Origin of the sequence: Lysinibacillus sp. FN11 (genome assembly GCF_024628845.1) — a bacterium.
GTDB classification, from domain to species: Bacteria; Bacillota; Bacilli; order Bacillales_A; family Planococcaceae; genus Lysinibacillus; species Lysinibacillus capsici.
Genome location: NZ_CP102383.1, coordinates 3,767,014 through 3,787,256, shown reverse-complemented (window position 1 = coordinate 3,787,256; position 20,243 = coordinate 3,767,014). Strand labels below are relative to the sequence as shown.

Below are 20,243 nucleotides of genomic sequence, written 5' to 3'. Positions count from 1 at the left end.
TATAGATGAACTATAACAAATCTTTTCAAACAATTGATACACAAGTAGTGGGGGAAGCCTTTCGTATAGTGGTGCAATCACCTATTGCCATTTATCAAGAACAAATAGCAGAAGCGGCTACTGCATTAAATACACAATTTGAAAATACGAAAAACCTTTTATTAAATGAGCCACGAGGACATCGTGGTATGCATGGCTGCGTAATATTGCCATCTGCCGTTGCTTCATTTCGGTTATTATTTTTTCAACATGCGGCATCGACAGATTATAAGTATGAGGCACTTGTAGCAACGACAACGGCATTACTAGAATGCGGCACAATTGAATTATCAGACGACAACATCTATTCGATTGAAACGGTAAAAGGTATCCACCAAGTATATGTAAAACTTTCGGAATCAAAAGACGAAGTACTGTCAGTTCATTTGACAGTGAAGCCAGCAAGGATAGCCGGTGAGCGAGTTGTAGTGGACGATGAACGACACTATATTGTGATGGAAAAACCGCATCATATAAAGGCACTCGTGCTAGATGAATTAGCTTATATTAGCACTTGGGGAATAACTGAAAGTGCCAAATATCATGATGCTGATGGTGTAATTGTGTATGAAAAATTAGACAGTATGGTACGTTCAGTAACATTTGAACGAGATGGCTATATTTTACGTTCGCCAAGTGTTGATAGTACATTAGCTTTAACTGCTATATTAGGCGATCAAGCAGTTCAAATAAATAATAGTATTTTCGGCAGCAGTATCGAGTTGACACGAAAACATGAAGTTGGCTACGAAATTGCATTAAAAGGATATATCACAGGAATCCATCAATTTGTAGTAGATAGCGAAGATCCATTACAACAAGGATTCATCATTGTGTAATAACTAAAACTGAGGAGGAAAGAATGATGAAAAAATTAGAAGGTGTATTTCCAGTATTAGTAACGCCGATGTTAAATCAAACAGACATTGATTGGGATGGTTTCCGTCAAAATATTGAACATTTTATTGAAGCAGGTGTAACAGGCATTGCAATTAACGGTAGTACAGGGGAATTTGTAAGTTTGTCAAAAGAAGAACGTATGAAAGCGGTAGAAGTAGCAGTCGATCAAATTAAAGGTCGTATTACGTTAATCGTAGGGACAGCTGCAGAGACTACAGCGGATGCTGTTGCCTATACACAACAAGCTGAACAGGCTGGAGCAGACGCTGCATTACTTATTAACTCCTATTATGCACATCCGAAAGACGAGGAAATATATTTACACTTTAAAACAGTAGCAGAATCGGTTAGCTTTCCAATTATGATTTATAACAATCCGTTCACATCAGGTGTGGATATTGGTTTGGACACGATATTAAAAGTAGGCAGAGAAGTACCAAACATCACACATATCAAAGAATCGAGTGGTAGTATCGGCAAAGCACGTGATATTGTACGCCAAGGACAAGACGATATTAAAGTATTTTGTGGATCAGAAGATTTAGCAATTGAATCATTCCTTGTCGGTGCGGTCGGTTGGATTTCTGTATCAGGGAACATCGTGCCTGAACTTGTAACTGAACTATACAACAATGTACAAGAGGGTAATCTAGAAAAGGCGTGGTCCATTTACGATCGACTTTTACCATTATGTGCGTTTTTAGAAGGCTCAGGTAAATATGTACAAATTGCTAAACGTGCAATGGAACTAAAAGGTTGGGCAGGTGGACCATGCCGTTTACCACGTTTGCCACTGACGGCAGAAGAAGATGCGCAATTAAAAGCTATTTTGGCTGACTTAGATGTGTTGGTTACTGAACTTCATTAACAAAAGGGGTGTCAAATATGGAGGCTTTATTAACGCTGAAACCAAAAGTACTAGAATTTTTACAATCACCGATTGGGTTATACATTAACGGTGAATACGTGGCATCTCAATCAGGTAAAAGCTTTGACGTTTTAAATCCAGCGAATGAAGAAGTCATTGCAACTGTAAGTGAGGCACAAGCTGAAGATATCAACGTCGCAGTGTTAGCAGCACAAAAAGCATTTGACGGTGAGTGGTCTTTCATGGAGGCAGCTGAACGTTCACGTATTATTTATAAATTTGCGGATTTAATAGAGGAACACCGTGAGGAATTAGCACAGTTAGAATCATTAGATAATGGGAAGCCTTACGAAACAGCATTAGCTGATGATGTAGATGGTACTGTGCAACATTTCCGTTATTATGCAGGTTGGGCAACAAAAATAACAGGGCAAAATGTACAAGTATCTAAAAATTATTTAAACTATACGGTTCATGAGCCGGTAGGTGTTGTTGGACAAATTATTCCGTGGAATTTCCCGCTTGCCATGGCTGCATGGAAATTAGGCGCTGCATTAGCAGTTGGTTGTACCGTTGTGATTAAACCAGCAGCGGAAACACCGTTGTCATTATTATATGTAGGGAAATTAATGAAACAAGCCGGTTTGCCTGATGGTGTTGTGAACATTGTTCCTGGAACAGGAGAGGCAGGAGAGGCCATTGTCACACATAAAGGTGTCGCAAAGGTTGCATTTACTGGCTCAACAAAAACAGGTATTCATGTTATGAAAAAAGCAGCAGATGATGTGAAAAGTGTGACGTTAGAACTCGGTGGTAAATCGCCAGCAATTGTGTTGGCAGATGCAGATATTGAAACTGCAATCGAAGGTACATTTGCAGGAACAATGTATAATCATGGTCAAAACTGTAGCGCTTGTACTCGTGTATTTGTGCACAGTAGTTTGTACAATCAATTCGTGGAAAAGCTTGCTGAGAATGCACAAGAAGTAAAACTAGGACCTGGATTAGATCCACAGACAGAAATGGGTCCACTCGTTTCGCAAAAACAATTGAATACAGTACTTGGTTTTATCGAAAAAGGAAAAGCAGAAGGTGCACGGCTTGTAGCAGGTGGTGGGCGTGCATTTAACAAAGGTTACTTTGTGCAACCTACTGTATTTGCAGATGTACAAGATCATATGACAATTGCCCGAGAAGAAATTTTTGGGCCAGTCATGTCCATCTTTTCGTTTGAAACAATAGAAGAAGTCATTGCACGTGCAAATGATAGTAAGTATGGATTAGCTGCAAGTATCTGGACGGAAAATGTGAAAAAAGCTCACTATATCTCTAGTAAACTACAAGCAGGAACCGTATGGATCAATGATTTTGGTTTAGAATGGGAAACAATGCCGTTTGGTGGCTATAAGCAATCAGGTATAGGTCGCGAAATGGGTGGCGAATACGGCCTGTCCAACTATACAGAAATAAAAAGCGTCTTTGTTAATATGAAACAAAATTGAATGTGTAACCCCCCTTAAAATAGACAGGAAAGGAGCTATCGACAATGCGATAGCTCCTTTCAAATGCTTAACTAAATTGAATTTCCTTGCGTCGTGAAGATGATGGGATATTCATCTCCTCACGATATTTTGTAATCGTACGACGTGAAATTTCGATACCATGACTCATTTTGAAATAGTTAGCAATTTTTTGATCTGACAACGGTTTATTTTTATTTTCGTTCTTAATATAGTCAGTCAGCAGTGATTTCACCTTTACTTGGGACACGCTGTCACCTGTAGTTGTTTGTAATTTTGAAGTAAATAAATCCCGAAGCTCATACGTACCATATGGTGTTTGAACATATTTATTTGTTGTAACACGACTAACGGTTGATTCATGTACACCAATTTGCTCAGCAACTTCACGCAATGTGAGAGGCTGTAAAGCAGCAAAGCCATGTGTAAAAAAGGCTTTTTGCTTGTCAATAAGAGCCGTCATAATTTTGATAATGGTAAGGCGCCGTTGTTCAATACTGTTAACGAGCCATTGATAATCTGATAAATGCTTTTTAAAATAACCCTTGTCAGAAGAATTGCTCGTAATATATGGAACGTAGTCAGGGTGAAGTTTAAGTTTAGGCAAATAAAAGTCATTTAAAGAAAATGTAATAACATTATCCTTAACTTGTACAATAATGTCCGGCGTATTGTGTTGAATGGCTTCTTGATGGAACAGTGAACTTAGTTTAGGCTGTAAAGTTAGAATAAATTGATAAATGGCTTGCATATCGCAAAGCGAGATATGTAACTCATTCGCGATTTGTTGCCATTTTTTATTTGCAAATGCTTCTAAATGATTGGCAATCACTTCATCAGTATGTTTTGGACTATCATGACGATAAATTGTTTGTAACAGTAAACACTCTTGTAAACTGCGTGCCCCAACACCAAGAGGTCCAATTGTTTGTAATAAGTGAATACCTTTATGAATTTCATGCTCCTTATAAATAGGCACAATAGGTGGTTCATAGTAACCGTTGTCATCTAAATGATAAATAATATGTTTAAGTAATTTTATATCTGTGTCTTTAGAGAATGTTAACTTCACTTGTTCAAATAACTCATCGCGAATATTTTGTTCATATGTAGATAAAGTATCTACCATGTTTGTTTGACCAGTTATAGTTTTTGAAGTAGGCATACGTTCTGGGACTGTTGGCTCAGTCAATGCTATTAATGGATTCATCAATTCTTGTTCACGGATAAACTGCTCTAGTTCTTGAGTAGAATACTGTAGCAATTCAATGGCTTGGCGAAGTTGCACGGTCATCACTAAATTCAAATCTTGTGTTTGTTTCATTGATAGATGCATAATAAAACCTCGATTCTCTATTTAATTACCAGAAAACGATAGAAAATGATGTTCATAATTAAAATAGCGTGTCGGTAGTATTTCTTATCAGCCGGTGACTAGAAACTTTGACATATCTAATGTAATGTACATGTAATTACTTAAAAATTGCTGTTAGCAAAAGATGCGACGAATGTGTCTAAAATCTAAACATGCCGACACTAAGTGTATAAAATATAGAAATATTCTTCTCACAGTATGAAGCGCTTATAAAATAATAAGCTCCTTTGGTGAGTGCGTAATGATTTCAATGCCATCTTTTGTGATAATGACATCATCTTCTATTCGGACACCACCTAAATCGGCTATATAAATACCAGGTTCCACTGTAAGTACCATATTCTCTTCTAGCAGATCTTCGCAAACAGTAGACATAAAAATATTTTCGTGAATATCTAAGCCAATCCCATGCCCAGAACCGTGTCCATAATGTTCCCCATAACCTTTGCTTGTAATAAAGTCGCGGCTATAACTATCTGCTTCTTTCCCTGTTATACCAGCTTTCATATGCATGAGCGCATGCTGCAATGAGTTGTATACGATTTGATAGATTTCTTTTAATTTTTCTGGTGGCTCACCTACAGCGATTGTTCGCGTCATATCTGAACGATAACCTTGATAATAAGCACCAAAGTCGAGTGTTAGCATATCGCCTTGTTCTACGATTTTGTCAGTTGCAACACCATGTGGTAGGGCGGAGCGCTTACCAGAAGCGATAATCATATCGAATGCAGCCCCAGTAGCACCATTTTTACGCATATGCGCTTCTAATTCATTGGCAATGTCAATCTCTGAAACACCAGGTTTAATAAATGTTAAAATATGTTGGAACGCTTCGTCTGAAATCCACGCTGCTTTTTTTATTAGTTCTATTTCCTTAGGTGTTTTAATCATTCGCAAATCTTCCACAATATTTGATAGCGGTTTTAATGTAGCTGTTAGTTTACTAGCCATTAATTGATACGTATAGTAACTCACATGCTGTTGTTCAAATCCAACTGTTTGGATAGATTCGGCATCGAAAATCTCTTGAATCGTTTCATATAAATGTGCGCGTTCTATTTGACGTACCTCAAAAGCACGGCTTTGTTTCGTTGCCTGTTCGGTATAACGAAAATCCACAAGTAACATTGACTTTGTTGGTGTAATCACTACTGTACCAGCACTCCCTGTAAATCCAGTTAAATAACGACGGTTTTGATCGTTTGTGATGATAAGCGCCTCTGTTTGTTGTTTTTGTAATGCTCCTCGTACTTTTTGTAGTTGTGACATGCTGTAATTCCCCCTTTCTAGAATATATTGCAAATTCTATGCCAGTTTTATAAGTCTAGAAAAGTATCGGCATGATTATTGCATATTAGTTAATCAGTACGGTATCCATCGTGCAATAAAATCAAAGGGGTTTTGAGTATGGCTAAAAAGACGAAATGGCTCGTTGTATTGTTAGGTCTTATGCTCGTTGTATTAGTGGGCTGCTATGGTAAAGAAGACAATTCAGCCGGTAGCTCAACTGGGGGAAATAGCACGGACAAAGAAGCTACTGATGGGGGAGAGTCTGCTGTTACACAAGAACTTCATTTAGTTGCAGGCGGAGATTTAACGACGATGAGTTCTTTAGGAAGTGTAGATGCACTCGCTGTAACGGCGATGAATTCAGTATTTGAGGGGTTATATCGCATTGGACCAGAGAATACGCCTGTGCCAGGTATGGCAGCGTCATATGAAGTATCAGAAGATGGTACGGTGTATACGTTCAAGTTACGTGAAGACGCACTGTGGAGCAATGGCACTCCGGTTACGGCGCATGACTTTGTCTACGCTTGGAAAAGAGCAATTAATCCTGAAACACAAGCAATTTATTCTTATTTAATGCTCGATATTAAAAATGCTGCAAATGTGCAAACAGAAGGAGATCCACTGTTTGGTAAGGTAGATAAAATCGGCATAAAAGCGCTAAATGATTTTACGCTTGAAGTGCAACTAAATGCACCAATTCCATATTTTTTAAGCTTAACAACTTACGCGCCATTTTTCCCGTTAAATGAAGAATTTACAGAGGCGCAAGGTGATCAATACGCGTTAGAAGCAGCAAACATGATTTATAATGGTCCATTTATTATGGAGTCTTGGCAGCACGGACAAGGATGGACTTTTGCAAAAAATGAAAACTATTGGGACAAAGATGTTGTTAAGCTAACGAAAATAACGCAAAAAATTGTAAAAGATACTGCTACAGCAGTTAACTTATATGAGGCAGGGGAAATTGATACGACTGAGTTATCAAGTGAGTATGTAGCGCAATACAAAGATAGCCCAGAATATTCAACATTTTTAAAACCAAATACGTATTTTATTCGTATGAATCATGAAAACAAGTTTTTAGGGAATAAAAACATTCGTAAAGCGATTGATATGGCTTGGGATAAACAAGGATTTGCGGATGTCATTTTACAGGACGGTTCTATTCCTGCTTACTACTTAGTCCCTCAAGGGTTATCAACGGATGAGAATGGCGTTGATTTCCGCGAAGCGAATGGTGATATGAATAAAACAGATATTGAAGCGGCGAAAAAAGCGTGGGCTACTGGTTTACAAGAACTAGGAGTTGATAAAGTAACTCTAGAATTTTTAACATATGACCGAGCAGAATCAAAAAAAGCAGCTGAATTTATTAAAAACCAATTAGAAACCAATCTTGCTGGCTTAGAGCTAACGATTAATATGCAGCCGAATAAACAAAAACTAGCATTAGAAGGCGCAGTTGACTACGATTTAGACTATGGTGGCTGGGGTCCGGACTTTCAAGATCCGATGACATATATTGATTTATTTGAATCAACTGCTTACTATAACCAATCCCATTATAAAAATGCAGAAGTGGACGCGTTAATTAAGCAAGCAAAAACGACTGCTGATATTAAGGAGCGTTGGCAATTAATGCAACAAGCTGAAAAGCTGATGATGGAAGATGTGGCATTTGCTCCAACATTCCAAAAAGGTGTAAGTCGTTTAAAGAAGCCTTATGTGAAAAATTTATATGAACATCCATTCTCAGCGGATATTAGCTACAAATGGGTTGAAATCGATAAGTAAAAAAACGAATTAGGGATAAAAGGGAAAGTGGCTGGGACATAAGCTTAAAATCTTAAATAGCGGTACATTGGTATTGATAAATTTTCACTAAGGAACATGCATAAAATATGAACTGATCTTTCTTTTGCAATGAATAATAAATTAGAAGAAAAAACTAGTTGTTGGTAGCGGAGGCGGTGACTCCTGCGGGAACGCACACAGCGTAAGACGCAACAAACCTGCGCGTAAGCGAGGGTTGCGGCTTACGTGTGTGCCTGCGGAAAGCACCGCCGAAGCGGACAACAACGGCGCAGCAAAAAAAGTGTTAGATTGATGGCAGTCAATCTAACACTTTTTCTATCACATGAATGTCCATTATGGAGATTTCTACACAGCATCCTAAAGCGCAATTAATGAATATGACGAGGTAAGCCCCACCACGAAAGTAGTGGTAGGACTTGTTGTAGTGAAGATCTATCCTTTATCTCTACAGTCTCATGCTTTTCCGTATAATGGGAAATCATTTTGGTTTTTCAATACAACACAACAGATAAAATCGTTGTGATAAGACAACCGAGCGTTCCAGCTAGTAGAAGAGGATAAGTAAAGGAATATGTAGGTGCTTGGATAAATTCCAGATTACCATCTAATTCATAAGCGTACGCTCCATTTTTTGAAACGCGAGCAAAAAAACGTTTAAAGCTATAACCAATGCCATTGAAAAAACCACCTTGCACAACAAATAACGAGCCTCCAACAATTGTACAAGCAAGCGATAACATAAACGTGTAGTTAATCATTGTTAGTAGTGCGACAGTGTGGCTTGATAATAACGAATAACACAAGGAACATAAAAAAATGCAAACAGTCACCAGCATCACCTTAGATAACTTCATTGCAATATACCTTTAGCATTTGTTTGGTGATATTGCATTAATTCATCCTCCGTAAGCATGACAAAATGACCTGGACGGACTTCTATAAACTTTTCATTTGCTCGATCATTGGCGTTGTATTTGGTTTCATCAAAAATAATCCTTTGTCGTTCACGCTCTAGTTTAGGATCAGGCAGAGGAATAGCCGATAATAATGATTTTGTATAAGGATGGATAGGGTGGTCATAAAGTTCCTGACTTTCCGCTAACTCAACAATTTTACCTCGATGCATGACCCCGATACGATTGCTTATATATTTTACCATCGACAAATCGTGTGCAATAAATAAATACGTTAACCCTCGTTCCTTCTGGAGCTTTTTTAGCAAATTAACGATTTGCGCTTGAATCGACACGTCCAATGCAGAAATTGGTTCATCGGCAATAATTAATTTCGGCTCTACAGCAAGCGCACGTGCAATACCAATGCGCTGACGTTGTCCACCACTTAGTTCATGTGGATAACGATTCGCATATTCCTTGGTTAAGCCTACAATGTCTAAAAGCTCATAAATGTTTGTTTTCCATTCACTTTTCGGTACGCCATGAATTGCAAGACCTTCCGCAATAATGTCTGCTATTTTCATCCGTGGATTCAGAGAAGAATAAGGGTCTTGGAAAATCATTTGTACTTTGCGATGAAAGGCAAGCTTCTCTTGTTTTGTCTGTGCATCATAAATGGATTGCCCATCAATTTGGATGGTGCCATCTGTTATCGTATTGAGTCCGATAATAGAGCGTCCCGTAGTAGATTTGCCGCAGCCGGATTCGCCAACTAAACCGAAAATTTCCCCTTTATAAATATCAAAAGTAATACCATCTATCGCTTTGTTAATTGTATTTTTCCCTAATTTAAAATATTGCTTCACTTCCTTTAAGGATAAAAACGGATGGTTTGTATCAAATAGAGGTGTCTCCTCACGTTCTTTTTGCTTTTCCTGCGCTAGCTGTTGATGAACAGGTATCATTGTAGGTGCCTGCTTGTGCAATAGCCAAGTTGCAGCATAATGCGTATCGCTTACTTTAAACATAGGTGGTTCTTCTAGAAAGTCAATTTTAAGTGCCTGCTTATTGCGAGCCGCAAAGGCATCTCCCACAGGTGGTTGCAATAGGTTAGGCGGTGTCCCTGGAATGGCATATAATGATTCCGCATCGATATCTGGATTCGGCATCGCAGCGAGTAGCCCTTGTGTATAAGGATGTTGACAGTGGTAAAAAATTTCATCGGCTAAGCCAATTTCTATAATTTTACCTGCATACATCACGGCAACACGGTCAGCCATTTTTGCGACAACCCCTAAATCATGGGTAATAAATATTATCGAGAGATTCATCTTTTTTTGGATGTTTTTAAGCAATTCTAATATTTGGGCTTGAATCGAAACATCCAATGCTGTAGTCGGTTCATCTGCAATAATAATGCGCGGCTCACAAGCAAGTGCCATTGCAATGACAATTCGTTGACGCATGCCACCTGAAAATTGATGTGGGTATTGCTTATAGCGTTTATCTGCTTCTTTAATGCCAACGAGTTGTAATAATTCAATGACCCGCTCTATTATTTGCTTGCCACGTAAAGACGTATGTTTTTTAATGCTTTCTGCAATTTGACTGCCAATCGTCATCGTAGGGTTTAATGCAGTCATAGGATCTTGGAAAATCATTGAGATTTCAGCCCCGCGAAGCCCACGCATTTGCTGTTCACTGTAATCTAAAATGTTTTTGTTATGATATAAGATTTGGCCATTTTTAATCATTGTTGTTTCACGAGGATTTAAGCGTAATAGGCTTTTCGAAGTAACGGACTTCCCTGACCCTGATTCGCCAACGATTGCTAATGTTTCGCCTTCATATAAGTCAAACGAAACATTGCGTACAGCCTGTACTTCGCCACTATACGTGTTGAAGGAAACGCTAAGATTTTTGACTTCTAAAATGGTTTTCATTGTGAACACCTCCTTATTTACGTACTTTTGGATCGAATGCATCGCGCAGTCCATCTCCAAGTAAATTGAAGCTAATCATAATTAAGCTAATAATAATAGAAGAAACAATCATGCCATGTGGGTAAATGCGCAATAGTTTATATGAGTCATTCACAATTGTTCCTAAGGAAGCGGTAGGTGGTTGTAGCCCTAATCCGATAAAACTAAGTAAGGCTTCTGTGAATATCGCGCCAGGTATAGTAAAAGTAGTAGCGACAATAATTGGGCCAAGTGTATTAGGAATTAAATGCTTCCAAATTAATCGTTGGTTACTCGCTCCGAGTGTTCGGGAGGCCAGTACATATTCATATGATTTGAGCTTTAATATTTGTGCGCGAACGATACGGGCCATGCTAATCCAGCCAACGATAACCATTGCGAGAGTAATAGAAATGATGCCGGGCTTCAAAATCAGAATAAGAAGAATATTGACTATTAACCCTGGAATACCAACTAATACTTCAATAATACGTTGCATGACATTATCAGTACGTCCCCCATAAAAGGCTGAGATAGCACCATAAGCAACACCGATAATTAAATCAATCGTGGCTGCGAGAAAGGCGATATAAAGTGAAATACGCGTGCCTTGCCAAATTCGTGTCCATAAATCTCGTCCTAATTCATCTGTACCGAACCAAAAATATTCGGTTATACCCTTTTTTTCGTATTGGTCCACGCCACGCCCATCGACACCATTCAAACCTAAGAAAGGCAAATATTCCAGAACGGGAACTTTTGGTGGTAAATTGGTGCGCGCAATGTTTTGTTCATCGTAGCCATGGCTATTCATAAATGGGCCGAAAACAGCTAATAAAATAACGAAAATAATAATACATAAGCCGACAATAGCTGCTTTATTTTTACGTAAACCACGCCATGCATCTTGCCAAAATGATTGCTCAGGTCGATGCACAATATCTGAGACCTTATCTGCTTGAGAGGCAGGTTCAAATAAATCGGCTGGATAATGCTTTGTGCCTTCAGTGATTTTGGTTGTCATAAATTATTCGCCTCCCGCTACACGAATACGAGGATCAATGAACCCGTATAAAATATCAATAATTAAAATGACACTGACAAATAAAAAAGCGTAAAAAATCGTTGTGCCCATAATTAGTTGATAATCATTTGTAATAATCGAATTAACAAATTGCTCCCCTAAACCAGGGATACTGAAAATTTTCTCAATAACAAGTGAACCAGTAATCGTATTCACAGTTAACGGTCCGATAATTGTAATGATTGGAATGAGCGCATTGCGAATCCCGTGTTTTGTAATAATATAAGCATTCGATAATCCTTTTGATTGAGCGGTTAAAATATATTCTTGGTTGAGTACCTCTAACATTTCAATGCGAGTAAAGCGGGCAATAGTTGCCACAACGCCAACTGCTAAAGCGATGGTTGGTAAAATCGAGTATTCAAAACCATTCCAAAAAGCAATTGGCAGCCAGCCGAGTTTAACACCAACCCAATATTGTAAAAAGCCTGCAAATACAAATGAAGGAATAGAAATACCGAGTACTGCTAAGACGGTTGCACCGTAATCAATCATGGTGTTATGTTTTAATGCTGCTACGATACCTAACAGTAAGCCGATAATAGTACCGACAAAAACGGCTTGGAATCCGAGAATAGCCGATGCGCCAATGCGTTCTTGAATAATTTTCGTAACCGGGCGATTATCAAAAACAAAAGAAACACCTAAATCCCCTTGAACAAGATTCGACAGGTAAATCCCAAACTGTACAGGTACTGGTTTATCTAGACCGTATTTTTTGTACAGTAATTCTTTTTGCGCTTCAGGTAACCGTTCATCGTTGAATGGAGAACCAGGTAGAGCTTTCATAAGTAAAAATGAAAGCAAGATGATGATAAATAACGTAATCATCATGAAGCCGATTCGGGTGAAAATGTAGCGAATCATGGAAATGACCTCCTACTAATTTAGTTTGTTGAATCTATTATTTTATTTGCAAGATTAGTGCCAAAAAAAGAGTAAACTCGAAAAATTCGAATTTACTTCCTTTGTGCTAGGCAGGTTATAAAATTTGTAATTCGCGTGGAAAAGTAGTCAACACTTCTGCTTTGCCAAGTTCATTGATGTAAACATTGTCCTCGATACGAACGCCTCCGTAATGGGGTATATAAATACCTGGTTCAATTGTAAATACCATACCAGTTGTAATTAAATCATTGTTTCCTGCATGGACAGAAGGTTCTTCATGAACTTCAATGCCAAGTCCGTGACCAACGCGGTTGTTGAAATAGTCGCCATAGCCCTTCTTTTCAATAACTGCTCTTGCAGCCAAATCTACTTGCTTTAATGGAATGTTAGCTTTTGCTGCTTTAATACCAGCTAGTGTCGAAGCTAGTACGGTCTCATATATTTCTCGTTGTTTTTCTGTCGCTTCGCCAATGACAAATGTTCTTGTAATATCAGAGCAGTAGCCATCTTTAATCACACCCATGTCAATCAGCACAAAATCTCCATGCTCGATTTTTCGCATACTAGGTTGACCATGCGGCAAGGCAGCATTTCCACCAGACAAAATAATCGAGGCAAAGGACTGGCCATCCGCTCCAAATTTACGCATTAAATATTCTAGCTCGGCAACAAGGTCTAATTCGGTCATGCCAATATGAATTTTTTTGATGCCCTCTGTCATCACCTGTTCAATAATATCAATGGCCACTTTCAGTTGATTGAGTTCATCTCGCGTTTTATGCAAGCGTTGCCTATTGACTAGTTGTTGAATATCTTTGACTTGTACATCTAAGGTACTTGTAAGCTCCAAATAGCGTGAAAGATTAAGTGCCTTTGCTTCCACACCAGCTGTTTGACCAAGGTTTCCTATGGTGCTTTTGACAACCTCAAATGGCATTTGCTCATCACTTATTGGTACAATGTGTTGAATATCAGTAACTTGTACTGCTGCTTCTAAATCTAAGGCAGGAACATATAATATTTCTTCATTTGTTTTGCTATTGAAAATAAGTGCCATAAAGCGCTCATGAGGATTAGATAAAAAACCAGTGTAATAAAAAATATTAGCTGGCGATGTAATGAAAGCTATATCCTCCTCAAGCTTTGATTTGAAAATTGCTCTACGAGTTTCGAAAATAGTAGACATATATTACCTCCTGATATATATTTTGTAGGTAATAATAGCATATAAACAAAAAAATAAAATATTATTGTAGAATTGTTCAAATTCTATTAAAAAAGTATTGCATTGTAGTATTTCTTATGATACATTTATAAATGTCTTAAAGAGGTCCCGTGGTGTAGCGGTTAACATGCCTGCCTGTCACGCAGGAGATCGCCGGTTCGATCCCGGTCGGGACCGCCATTTAAATTAATATTCCAGTCCTTATGATTTTATATCATAAGGACTTTTTTGTATGTGATTGGCGTATGGATCCAATTCATCTCTCAGGAGCTTATCAGTAAAATTAATTAGAAATTACATGACAAATGAATAACGTCGAAAGGATCATCACTGCCTAGTAGAAACACAGAGGCTAAAAGCATAACATTCTGTGAAGTATTTGAGACCAACTTCCCTTTATTATTCAATAAACAACATCTATTTCCCTAAAACATATCAATGCTGTCTAAAAAATGGCTTAAATCGCTTTGAAATGATCGATAGTATTGCCTTAAACATAACGAATTTCATATATTTAACATTATCTAAAAATAGTAAAAATTACCGATAAATGATAGCGTTTCTATAAGGTAAAATTAGAGGTGTTTCTGATATAACGATTAGGGGTAAAAATGTAGAAGTAATCGGATTGGCTACGGAGGTGTTTAGATGAGCAAAGATTATTTTTTTAAAAGTATTTATTTACCTTTGCTTATTGGTTCCATGATAATGATGGTAGGCTGTGGAGATCCTATTATGGAGATTGAAGAATCAAATGCGTATCACTGGCAAAAAAATATGAGCGAAGTAGAATTTGAGAAATTAAAAAATGATATGTCATATATTGAGGTAGTAGAAGCAGCAGGCGGCGCAGGTAAAAAAATCAAAAATAATGAATATCGTTGGAATGATGAAATTTTGATGACACAGGCCTATATAGTGAAATTTAAGGATGATAAACTAATTGGCAAAGAAATCATAGCAGTGAAAGGTCATTCAAACAGATAAATAATTGTCACGTCTTTGTAAAAGAAGGCGTGTTTTTTTATTTAAATGAGCTACCTTAAATTAGGCTTTTTAACGAAGATCATCTAAGTAGGATATAATGATATGGGATGCTTTGAACATTTTCGCTAGTTTAGGTAAACTAGAGATAATGTAGTGATGAGAGGAAAAATGAGAATGTATGAAATAATCATGAATTCAGTTGATGATACAGAGCGGTTTGCCCTGGCACTTGCCAATTTACTAAAAGCTCAAGATACGATTACATTAGAAGGAGATTTGGGTGCAGGCAAGACAACGTTTACGAAGGCCTTAGCAAAAGGGCTTGGTGTGAAAAGAACGGTCAACAGTCCAACATTTACAATCATTAAACAGTATGAAGGACGTTTACCCTTCAATCATTTAGATGTTTATCGTTTGGCTGAAAGTGACGAGGACCTTGGTTGGGATGAATTATTTTATGGAGATGCCGTATCAGTGGTAGAGTGGGCGCATTTAATTGAACAGGATTTGCCACAGAATCGATTAGCGATAGAGATTTATCGAATCGGAGACAATGAACGACGATTCGTGTTAATACCTAGTGGGGAACGTTATGAGGCACTATGTGAGGAGCTAATGAAATGATTTGGTTAGGAATAGAAACAGCGAATACACCACTTTCCGTTGCTGTGGTGATGGATGGAAAAGTGGTAGCTGAGCTGGTACAAAATATAAAATTAACACATTCAGCAGGCGCAATGCCCGCTATTGAAGAGGTATTAGCAAGAGCAGGTTTGAAGGCAGGTGACTTGGATGTCATTGCAGTGTCTGAAGGGCCAGGATCGTATACAGGGGTCCGTATAGGTGTAACATTAGCGAAAACCCTAGCATGGATATTACAGATACCCTTAGTCGGTGTCTCTAGCTTAAAAGCATTAGCTGCAAATGCTGCCCTTTATAATGGATTAATTTGTCCAATTTTTGATGCAAGAAGAGACAATGTTTATACAGCAGTTTATCAAGGAGTGACACTAGAGGCTCTTGTGGAGGATCATCATACACATATCACTGATTTGTTAGAGCGTTTAAGGGCATTAGATGCACCTATTTTATTTGTAGGAACAGATGTGGGCATATTTTGGGATAACATTGTAGAGAAGCTTGGCGATAACGCTTTTCGTGCACCTTTTAGTCTTGACTTGCCACGTGCAACGGAAGTTATTCGTTTAGGAACTAAAGTGGAATTACCAAGTGTTGAAGCTACTCATCACTTTGTCCCACAATATAAACGAATTGCAGAGGCTGAAGCAAATTGGCTGAAAGAACAGAAGGAGAAAGAACATGAGTAGTGATGTAACTTATCGTAAAATGGTTTCTGATGATGTACCAGCAGTTTATGAAATTGAAGTCGCTTCATTTCCTGTACCTTGGACGTTGGATTCCTTTTACTATGAAGTGCATGAAAATCAGTATGCCCATTATGTGCTGGCTGTTGATGCAAGTGGAAGTATTATTGGTTTTTGCGGGATGTGGATGGTTATAGATGCAGCCCAAATTACGAATGTAGCTGTTATTGAGGCAGCGCGTGGACGAGGTATAGGCGAGGGATTAATGCGTGAGGCGCTGCAAATAGCTCGTTTACATGGAATGGAGGTTATGACATTGGAGGTACGAGTAACGAACACGGTTGCACAAAATCTTTATCGTAAGCTTCAATTCCAAGATGGTGGTATACGGAAAGGCTATTATACTGATAACGGGGAGGATGCCCTTGTCATGTGGGTGAATTTATAATGAATAATGGATTGATATTAGCAATAGAATCAAGCTGTGATGAAACAGCTGCAGCGATTATTCGAAATGGTCATGAAATCGTGTCGAATGTTGTTGCTTCTCAAATAGAGAGTCATAAGCGATTTGGTGGCGTTGTCCCTGAAATTGCATCACGCCATCACGTTGAACAAATTACGATGGTAATTGAAGAAGCATTAGCCCAAGCAAAATTAAAGCCGACAGATTTAGATGCGATTGCTGTTACAGAGGGTCCGGGTCTTGTAGGTGCATTGTTGATTGGCATTAATGCGGCGAAGGCTTTTGCCTTTGCAAACAACTTACCAATTGTAGGTGTACATCATATTGCAGGGCATATTTATGCCAATGCGCTTGTTCAGCCAATGGAGTTCCCTTTATTAGCACTAGTCGTTTCAGGCGGTCATACAGAGCTTGTCTATATGAAGGAACATGGCTCTTTTGAGGTCATTGGTGAAACACGAGATGATGCAGCTGGTGAGGCTTATGATAAAGTGGCGCGTGTTTTAAATTTACCTTATCCTGGTGGGCCACATATTGATCGTCTTGCTCATGAGGAAGGAGAGGCTGTTCCTTTTCCAAGAGTATGGTTGGAAGAGGATTCGTATGATTTCAGCTTTAGCGGTTTAAAATCAGCTGTCATCAATTATAAACATAATATGGACCAACGAGGTGAAGCTATTTCACCAACAGCTGTTGCCAAGGGCTTTCAAGAAAGTGTTGTTGAAGTACTGACTGCTAAAACATTACGTGCTGCTCGCGAATATCAGGTGAAGCAGGTTATTGCAGCTGGAGGTGTAGCAGCAAATAAAGGTTTGCGAATTTCTTTGGAGACTGTATTTGAAGAGGAAGGTATCCCGTTTTTTGTACCCCCGCTTAAATTGTGTACTGATAATGCGGCAATGATTGGCGCAGCAGCTATGCCGATGTTTGAGGCTGGTATTCGAGGAAACTTAATGATGAATGGACGTCCAGGAATGGAGTTAAAATCCTGGGTATAGTATAGGAAAGAGGTATCTATATTTTTAGATATCTCTTTTTTTAATTGTCGAATCATTGTTGATAAAAAAGAACCGTGCTAAGAGAATAGTCAATAGAAGCATCGCAATTGACAAATTTTTCAGAAAATTATCCACAGGTAAAGGAGGGAATTAAATGGCGAACACGCGTACTTATGCACAAATTGTTGATAACTTGTGTATAACTTGTGATTATTCAATATATAGTAGCTGGTTTTATACGATAGAATGTGGATAAAATAAATTTCTATTGTGGACAATGTGGAAAACTCTGTTGATGTGTTGGTATTACTAGATTTATAGTGTGAATAAAACTGTGGGCATTTTTTGTCGAAAAATAGCACTTGACCAATATATATGAAAAATGAAGACAAGTAAAGAAAAAGCCATGTGACCTTTCACATGGCTTACATCCTTTACATACTAATATTTTCAAGTTCTTCATTTAACTCAAGCCATTCTAATTCTAATAGCTCATGCTGCTCTTTAGCAGTTGCTAATTCTGCTTGAAGCATTGAAATTTTTTCATGGTCGGTGAAAATGGCAGAGTCACAAAGAGCCTCTTCTAGTCTTGCAACAATAGCAGATGTTTCTTGCATCTTGCTTTCTAAATCTTCGATCGTACGTCTAATTTGACGTTCACGTTTTTTTGCTTCTTTATCAATTTTTGATGTAGTCGTTTTATCAGGCAGGTCTTGCTGTACTTGTGGTTGGGAGGCAGCTTTCATTTGTGCTAGCTCCAATAGTTCCTGCTTTTTCTCAACGTAATAATCGTAGTCACCTAAATATTCAAATGAACCCGTTCCAGATAACTCCACCACTTTCGTTGCGATACGATTAATGAAGTAGCGGTCATGTGAGACAAATAGAAGCGTACCAGGATAATCAATCAAGGCATTTTCTAATACCTCTTTGCTATCTAAGTCTAAATGATTGGTAGGCTCATCCAGAATTAGGAAATTAGCCTTTTGCATCATTAGCTTTGCGAGTGCAAGGCGTGCTTTTTCACCGCCCGATAAAGAGGATACAGCTTTATCCACATCTTCACCACTAAAAAGAAAACGCCCTAATACAGTACGAATATCTTTTTCGTTCATGAGTGGCCATTCATCCCATAATTCTTTCAGGACACTCTTATTGCTCGATAGCTTTGCTTGCTCTTGATCATAGTAGCCGATTTGTACATTCGTACCATAACGAATACTACCTGCAAGAGGGGATAAATCTTTTACAATTGTTTTTAATAGTGTCGATTTACCAACTCCGTTTGGTCCAACAAGGGCAATGCGATCCTCACGAAAAGTGCGAAGGTTTATCCCCCTAGAAATGGTACGATCGTTATAACCAATCGTTAATTCATCAACAGATAACACGTCATTTCCACTTTGACGTTCAATCGTGAAACCGAAACTAGCGGATTTCTCATCACCATCCGGCGATTCCATCCACTCTGTACGTTCAAGCATTTTACGTCGACTTTGTGCCATTTTTGTTGTAGAAGCACGTGCAATATTTTTTTGGATAAAATCCTCTAGCTTAGCCTTTTCATCTTGCTGACGTTCATAGAGTTTGACATCACGCTCATAATTTTTAGCTTTTTCATCTAAATATGCACTATAATTACCAGGGTATTTGGTAACGCGATGTCGGGATACTTCGTAGACAATAGAAACGACTTGGTCTAAGAAGTAGCGGTCATGGGAAACAATTAAAATAGCGCCTTCATAGCCCTTTAAATAGGATTCCAACCAAGATAGTGTTTCGATATCTAAATGGTTCGTTGGCTCATCGAGAATTAAAAGATCTGGTTTACTAAGTAAGAGCTTAGCAAGTGCTAAACGTGTGCGCTGTCCACCAGATAAGGAACTGATGGGTTTGTCATAGTCTTCAGAATAAAATTGCATACCATGAAGGACTGAGCGTATGTCTGATTCATATTGATAGCCACCTGCATCTTTAAACGTATGCTGTAATTGATCATATTCCGACATAACCTTCGCATACATAGTAGGGTTTTCATAGACAGTAGGATCAGCCATTTGTTGTTCAAGTGAGCGTAGCAGCTGTTCTTGGGCTAAAAGAGATTCAAATATAGTCATCATTTCATTCCAAATTGTTAGCGTAGAGTTTAATCCTGCATGTTGCTCTAAATAGCCTATTTGAATATCCTTTGGGATAATGATATCACCTGAATCATAAGACATTTGACCAGCAATTATTTTTAATAAAGTAGATTTACCTGCACCGTTTCGTCCTACTAAGGCAACACGGTCACGGTGTTGAACTTCTAATTTAACACCACTTAAAATTTCATCTGCAAGAAAGGATTTAGTTAGTTGATTGACCTGTAAAACAATCATTCTTGACACCTCAATTCTACCTTAGTGTAATGGATGAACGATTTGCATGCAATGTCCGTGCTTTACTTATTCCTAGCAGTCATGTAAGATTGAAACGATTTCTTTTTAGTTAGCTGCGTATAAGGCGCCATTAACTAAAGAGAAATACAGCAGGGGATTGCAAAAATATTGTATATTGTTAAGGATGAATATATTAAAATTAGTAGTTAAAGACAGTAA

Annotated in this window: 17 protein-coding genes and 1 tRNA gene; 10 read left to right on the top strand and 8 right to left on the bottom strand. The window is 38.3% G+C overall.

From position 1 onward, the window contains the following. Positions 1-5: 5 nt before the first annotated feature. From NP781_RS19945 to NP781_RS19935, 3 genes are read left to right on the top strand one after another with little or no spacing between them, the layout of a single operon-like run. Entirely contained in the window at positions 6-878 is an 873-nt protein-coding gene (locus NP781_RS19945; RefSeq protein WP_221683031.1) for a proline racemase family protein, read from the top strand. A gap of 26 nt (positions 879-904) precedes the next feature. Continuing rightward, positions 905-1,807 carry a 4-hydroxy-tetrahydrodipicolinate synthase gene (gene dapA / locus NP781_RS19940; protein ID WP_202342876.1) on the top strand — a complete coding sequence of 301 codons (903 nt, stop codon included), beginning with the start codon at positions 905-907 and terminating at the stop codon, positions 1,805-1,807. 17 nt (positions 1,808-1,824) lie between these two features. Continuing rightward, positions 1,825-3,309 carry an aldehyde dehydrogenase family protein gene (locus tag NP781_RS19935; protein ID WP_221683030.1) on the top strand — a complete coding sequence of 495 codons (1,485 nt, stop codon included), beginning with the start codon at positions 1,825-1,827 and terminating at the stop codon, positions 3,307-3,309. A gap of 67 nt (positions 3,310-3,376) precedes the next feature. Here the strand turns inward: NP781_RS19935 and rpoN are convergent, their stop codons facing one another. Continuing rightward, positions 3,377-4,663 (bottom strand): RNA polymerase factor sigma-54, encoded by a 1,287-nt coding sequence (rpoN, locus tag NP781_RS19930; protein ID WP_221683029.1) that lies wholly within the window; start codon positions 4,661-4,663, stop codon positions 3,377-3,379. Between the two features lie 246 nt (positions 4,664-4,909). Next, positions 4,910-5,974, bottom strand: coding sequence for a M24 family metallopeptidase (locus NP781_RS19925; protein ID WP_257520665.1), 1,065 nt, complete (start codon positions 5,972-5,974; stop codon positions 4,910-4,912). A 138-nt stretch (positions 5,975-6,112) separates the two neighbouring features. Between NP781_RS19925 and NP781_RS19920 the strand changes: the two genes are divergently transcribed. After that, positions 6,113-7,795, top strand: coding sequence for a peptide ABC transporter substrate-binding protein (locus NP781_RS19920; RefSeq protein WP_221683027.1), 1,683 nt, complete (start codon positions 6,113-6,115; stop codon positions 7,793-7,795). Between the two features lie 512 nt (positions 7,796-8,307). Here the strand turns inward: NP781_RS19920 and NP781_RS19915 are convergent. The 5 genes from NP781_RS19915 to NP781_RS19895 form a co-directional block, all read right to left on the bottom strand. After that, positions 8,308-8,670, bottom strand: a complete 363-nt coding sequence (locus NP781_RS19915) for a DUF3899 domain-containing protein (RefSeq protein ID WP_009374130.1) — start codon at positions 8,668-8,670, stop codon at positions 8,308-8,310. Beyond that, positions 8,667-10,655, bottom strand: a complete 1,989-nt coding sequence (locus NP781_RS19910) for an ABC transporter ATP-binding protein (protein WP_221683026.1) — start codon at positions 10,653-10,655, stop codon at positions 8,667-8,669. Before NP781_RS19910 ends, NP781_RS19915 begins: the two co-directional genes overlap by 4 nt. A 13-nt stretch (positions 10,656-10,668) precedes the next feature. Further along, positions 10,669-11,697 carry an oligopeptide ABC transporter permease gene (gene opp3C / locus NP781_RS19905; RefSeq protein ID WP_221683025.1) on the bottom strand — a complete coding sequence of 343 codons (1,029 nt, stop codon included), beginning with the start codon at positions 11,695-11,697 and terminating at the stop codon, positions 10,669-10,671. A gap of 3 nt (positions 11,698-11,700) precedes the next feature. After that, on the bottom strand, positions 11,701-12,624 hold the full coding sequence (opp3b, locus tag NP781_RS19900; RefSeq protein ID WP_004224327.1) for an oligopeptide ABC transporter permease: 924 nt from the start codon (positions 12,622-12,624) through the stop codon (positions 11,701-11,703). A gap of 115 nt (positions 12,625-12,739) precedes the next feature. After that, positions 12,740-13,831, bottom strand: a complete 1,092-nt coding sequence (locus tag NP781_RS19895; RefSeq protein ID WP_257520664.1) for an aminopeptidase P family protein — start codon at positions 13,829-13,831, stop codon at positions 12,740-12,742. A 143-nt stretch (positions 13,832-13,974) separates the two neighbouring features. On the opposite strand from NP781_RS19895, the gene NP781_RS19890 reads away from it, so the two are divergent. The 6 genes from NP781_RS19890 (at position 13,975) to tsaD (ending at position 17,646) form a co-directional block, all read left to right on the top strand. Beyond that, positions 13,975-14,050: transfer RNA gene (locus tag NP781_RS19890), tRNA-Asp, on the top strand. A gap of 468 nt (positions 14,051-14,518) precedes the next feature. Then, the gene (locus NP781_RS19885) at positions 14,519-14,857 is read left to right on the top strand and encodes a hypothetical protein (protein ID WP_221683024.1); all 339 of its coding nucleotides are present in this window, start codon (positions 14,519-14,521) and stop codon (positions 14,855-14,857) included. A gap of 174 nt (positions 14,858-15,031) precedes the next feature. Beyond that, positions 15,032-15,481, top strand: a complete 450-nt coding sequence (tsaE, locus tag NP781_RS19880) for a tRNA (adenosine(37)-N6)-threonylcarbamoyltransferase complex ATPase subunit type 1 TsaE (protein WP_257520663.1) — start codon at positions 15,032-15,034, stop codon at positions 15,479-15,481. Next, positions 15,478-16,185: a tRNA (adenosine(37)-N6)-threonylcarbamoyltransferase complex dimerization subunit type 1 TsaB gene (tsaB, locus tag NP781_RS19875; RefSeq protein ID WP_257520662.1), complete on the top strand. Its 708-nt coding sequence runs from the start codon at positions 15,478-15,480 to the stop codon at positions 16,183-16,185. The genes tsaE and tsaB overlap by 4 nt, the downstream gene beginning before the upstream one ends. Beyond that, positions 16,178-16,630 (top strand): ribosomal protein S18-alanine N-acetyltransferase, encoded by a 453-nt coding sequence (rimI, locus tag NP781_RS19870; protein ID WP_202342881.1) that lies wholly within the window; start codon positions 16,178-16,180, stop codon positions 16,628-16,630. The genes tsaB and rimI overlap by 8 nt, the downstream gene beginning before the upstream one ends. Then, on the top strand, positions 16,630-17,646 hold the full coding sequence (gene tsaD / locus NP781_RS19865; protein ID WP_221683021.1) for a tRNA (adenosine(37)-N6)-threonylcarbamoyltransferase complex transferase subunit TsaD: 1,017 nt from the start codon (positions 16,630-16,632) through the stop codon (positions 17,644-17,646). The genes rimI and tsaD overlap by 1 nt, the downstream gene beginning before the upstream one ends. A gap of 434 nt (positions 17,647-18,080) precedes the next feature. On the opposite strand, the gene NP781_RS19860 is transcribed toward tsaD, so the two are convergent. Next, positions 18,081-20,024 carry an ABC transporter ATP-binding protein gene (locus NP781_RS19860; RefSeq protein ID WP_221683020.1) on the bottom strand — a complete coding sequence of 648 codons (1,944 nt, stop codon included), beginning with the start codon at positions 20,022-20,024 and terminating at the stop codon, positions 18,081-18,083. Positions 20,025-20,243 lie beyond the last annotated feature (219 nt).

Coding starts and splice junctions, on each gene's coding strand:
- NP781_RS19945 (WP_221683031.1), top strand. CDS start 6: ATGAACTATAACAAATCTTTTCAAACAATTGATACACAAGTAGTGGGG.
- dapA (WP_202342876.1), top strand. CDS start 905: ATGAAAAAATTAGAAGGTGTATTTCCAGTATTAGTAACGCCGATGTTA.
- NP781_RS19935 (WP_221683030.1), top strand. CDS start 1,825: ATGGAGGCTTTATTAACGCTGAAACCAAAAGTACTAGAATTTTTACAA.
- rpoN (WP_221683029.1), bottom strand. CDS start 4,663: ATGCATCTATCAATGAAACAAACACAAGATTTGAATTTAGTGATGACC.
- NP781_RS19925 (WP_257520665.1), bottom strand. CDS start 5,974: ATGTCACAACTACAAAAAGTACGAGGAGCATTACAAAAACAACAAACA.
- NP781_RS19920 (WP_221683027.1), top strand. CDS start 6,113: ATGGCTAAAAAGACGAAATGGCTCGTTGTATTGTTAGGTCTTATGCTC.
- NP781_RS19915 (WP_009374130.1), bottom strand. CDS start 8,670: ATGAAGTTATCTAAGGTGATGCTGGTGACTGTTTGCATTTTTTTATGT.
- NP781_RS19910 (WP_221683026.1), bottom strand. CDS start 10,655: ATGAAAACCATTTTAGAAGTCAAAAATCTTAGCGTTTCCTTCAACACG.
- opp3C (WP_221683025.1), bottom strand. CDS start 11,697: ATGACAACCAAAATCACTGAAGGCACAAAGCATTATCCAGCCGATTTA.
- opp3b (WP_004224327.1), bottom strand. CDS start 12,624: ATGATTCGCTACATTTTCACCCGAATCGGCTTCATGATGATTACGTTA.
- NP781_RS19895 (WP_257520664.1), bottom strand. CDS start 13,831: ATGTCTACTATTTTCGAAACTCGTAGAGCAATTTTCAAATCAAAGCTT.
- NP781_RS19885 (WP_221683024.1), top strand. CDS start 14,519: ATGAGCAAAGATTATTTTTTTAAAAGTATTTATTTACCTTTGCTTATT.
- tsaE (WP_257520663.1), top strand. CDS start 15,032: ATGTATGAAATAATCATGAATTCAGTTGATGATACAGAGCGGTTTGCC.
- tsaB (WP_257520662.1), top strand. CDS start 15,478: ATGATTTGGTTAGGAATAGAAACAGCGAATACACCACTTTCCGTTGCT.
- rimI (WP_202342881.1), top strand. CDS start 16,178: ATGAGTAGTGATGTAACTTATCGTAAAATGGTTTCTGATGATGTACCA.
- tsaD (WP_221683021.1), top strand. CDS start 16,630: ATGAATAATGGATTGATATTAGCAATAGAATCAAGCTGTGATGAAACA.
- NP781_RS19860 (WP_221683020.1), bottom strand. CDS start 20,024: ATGATTGTTTTACAGGTCAATCAACTAACTAAATCCTTTCTTGCAGAT.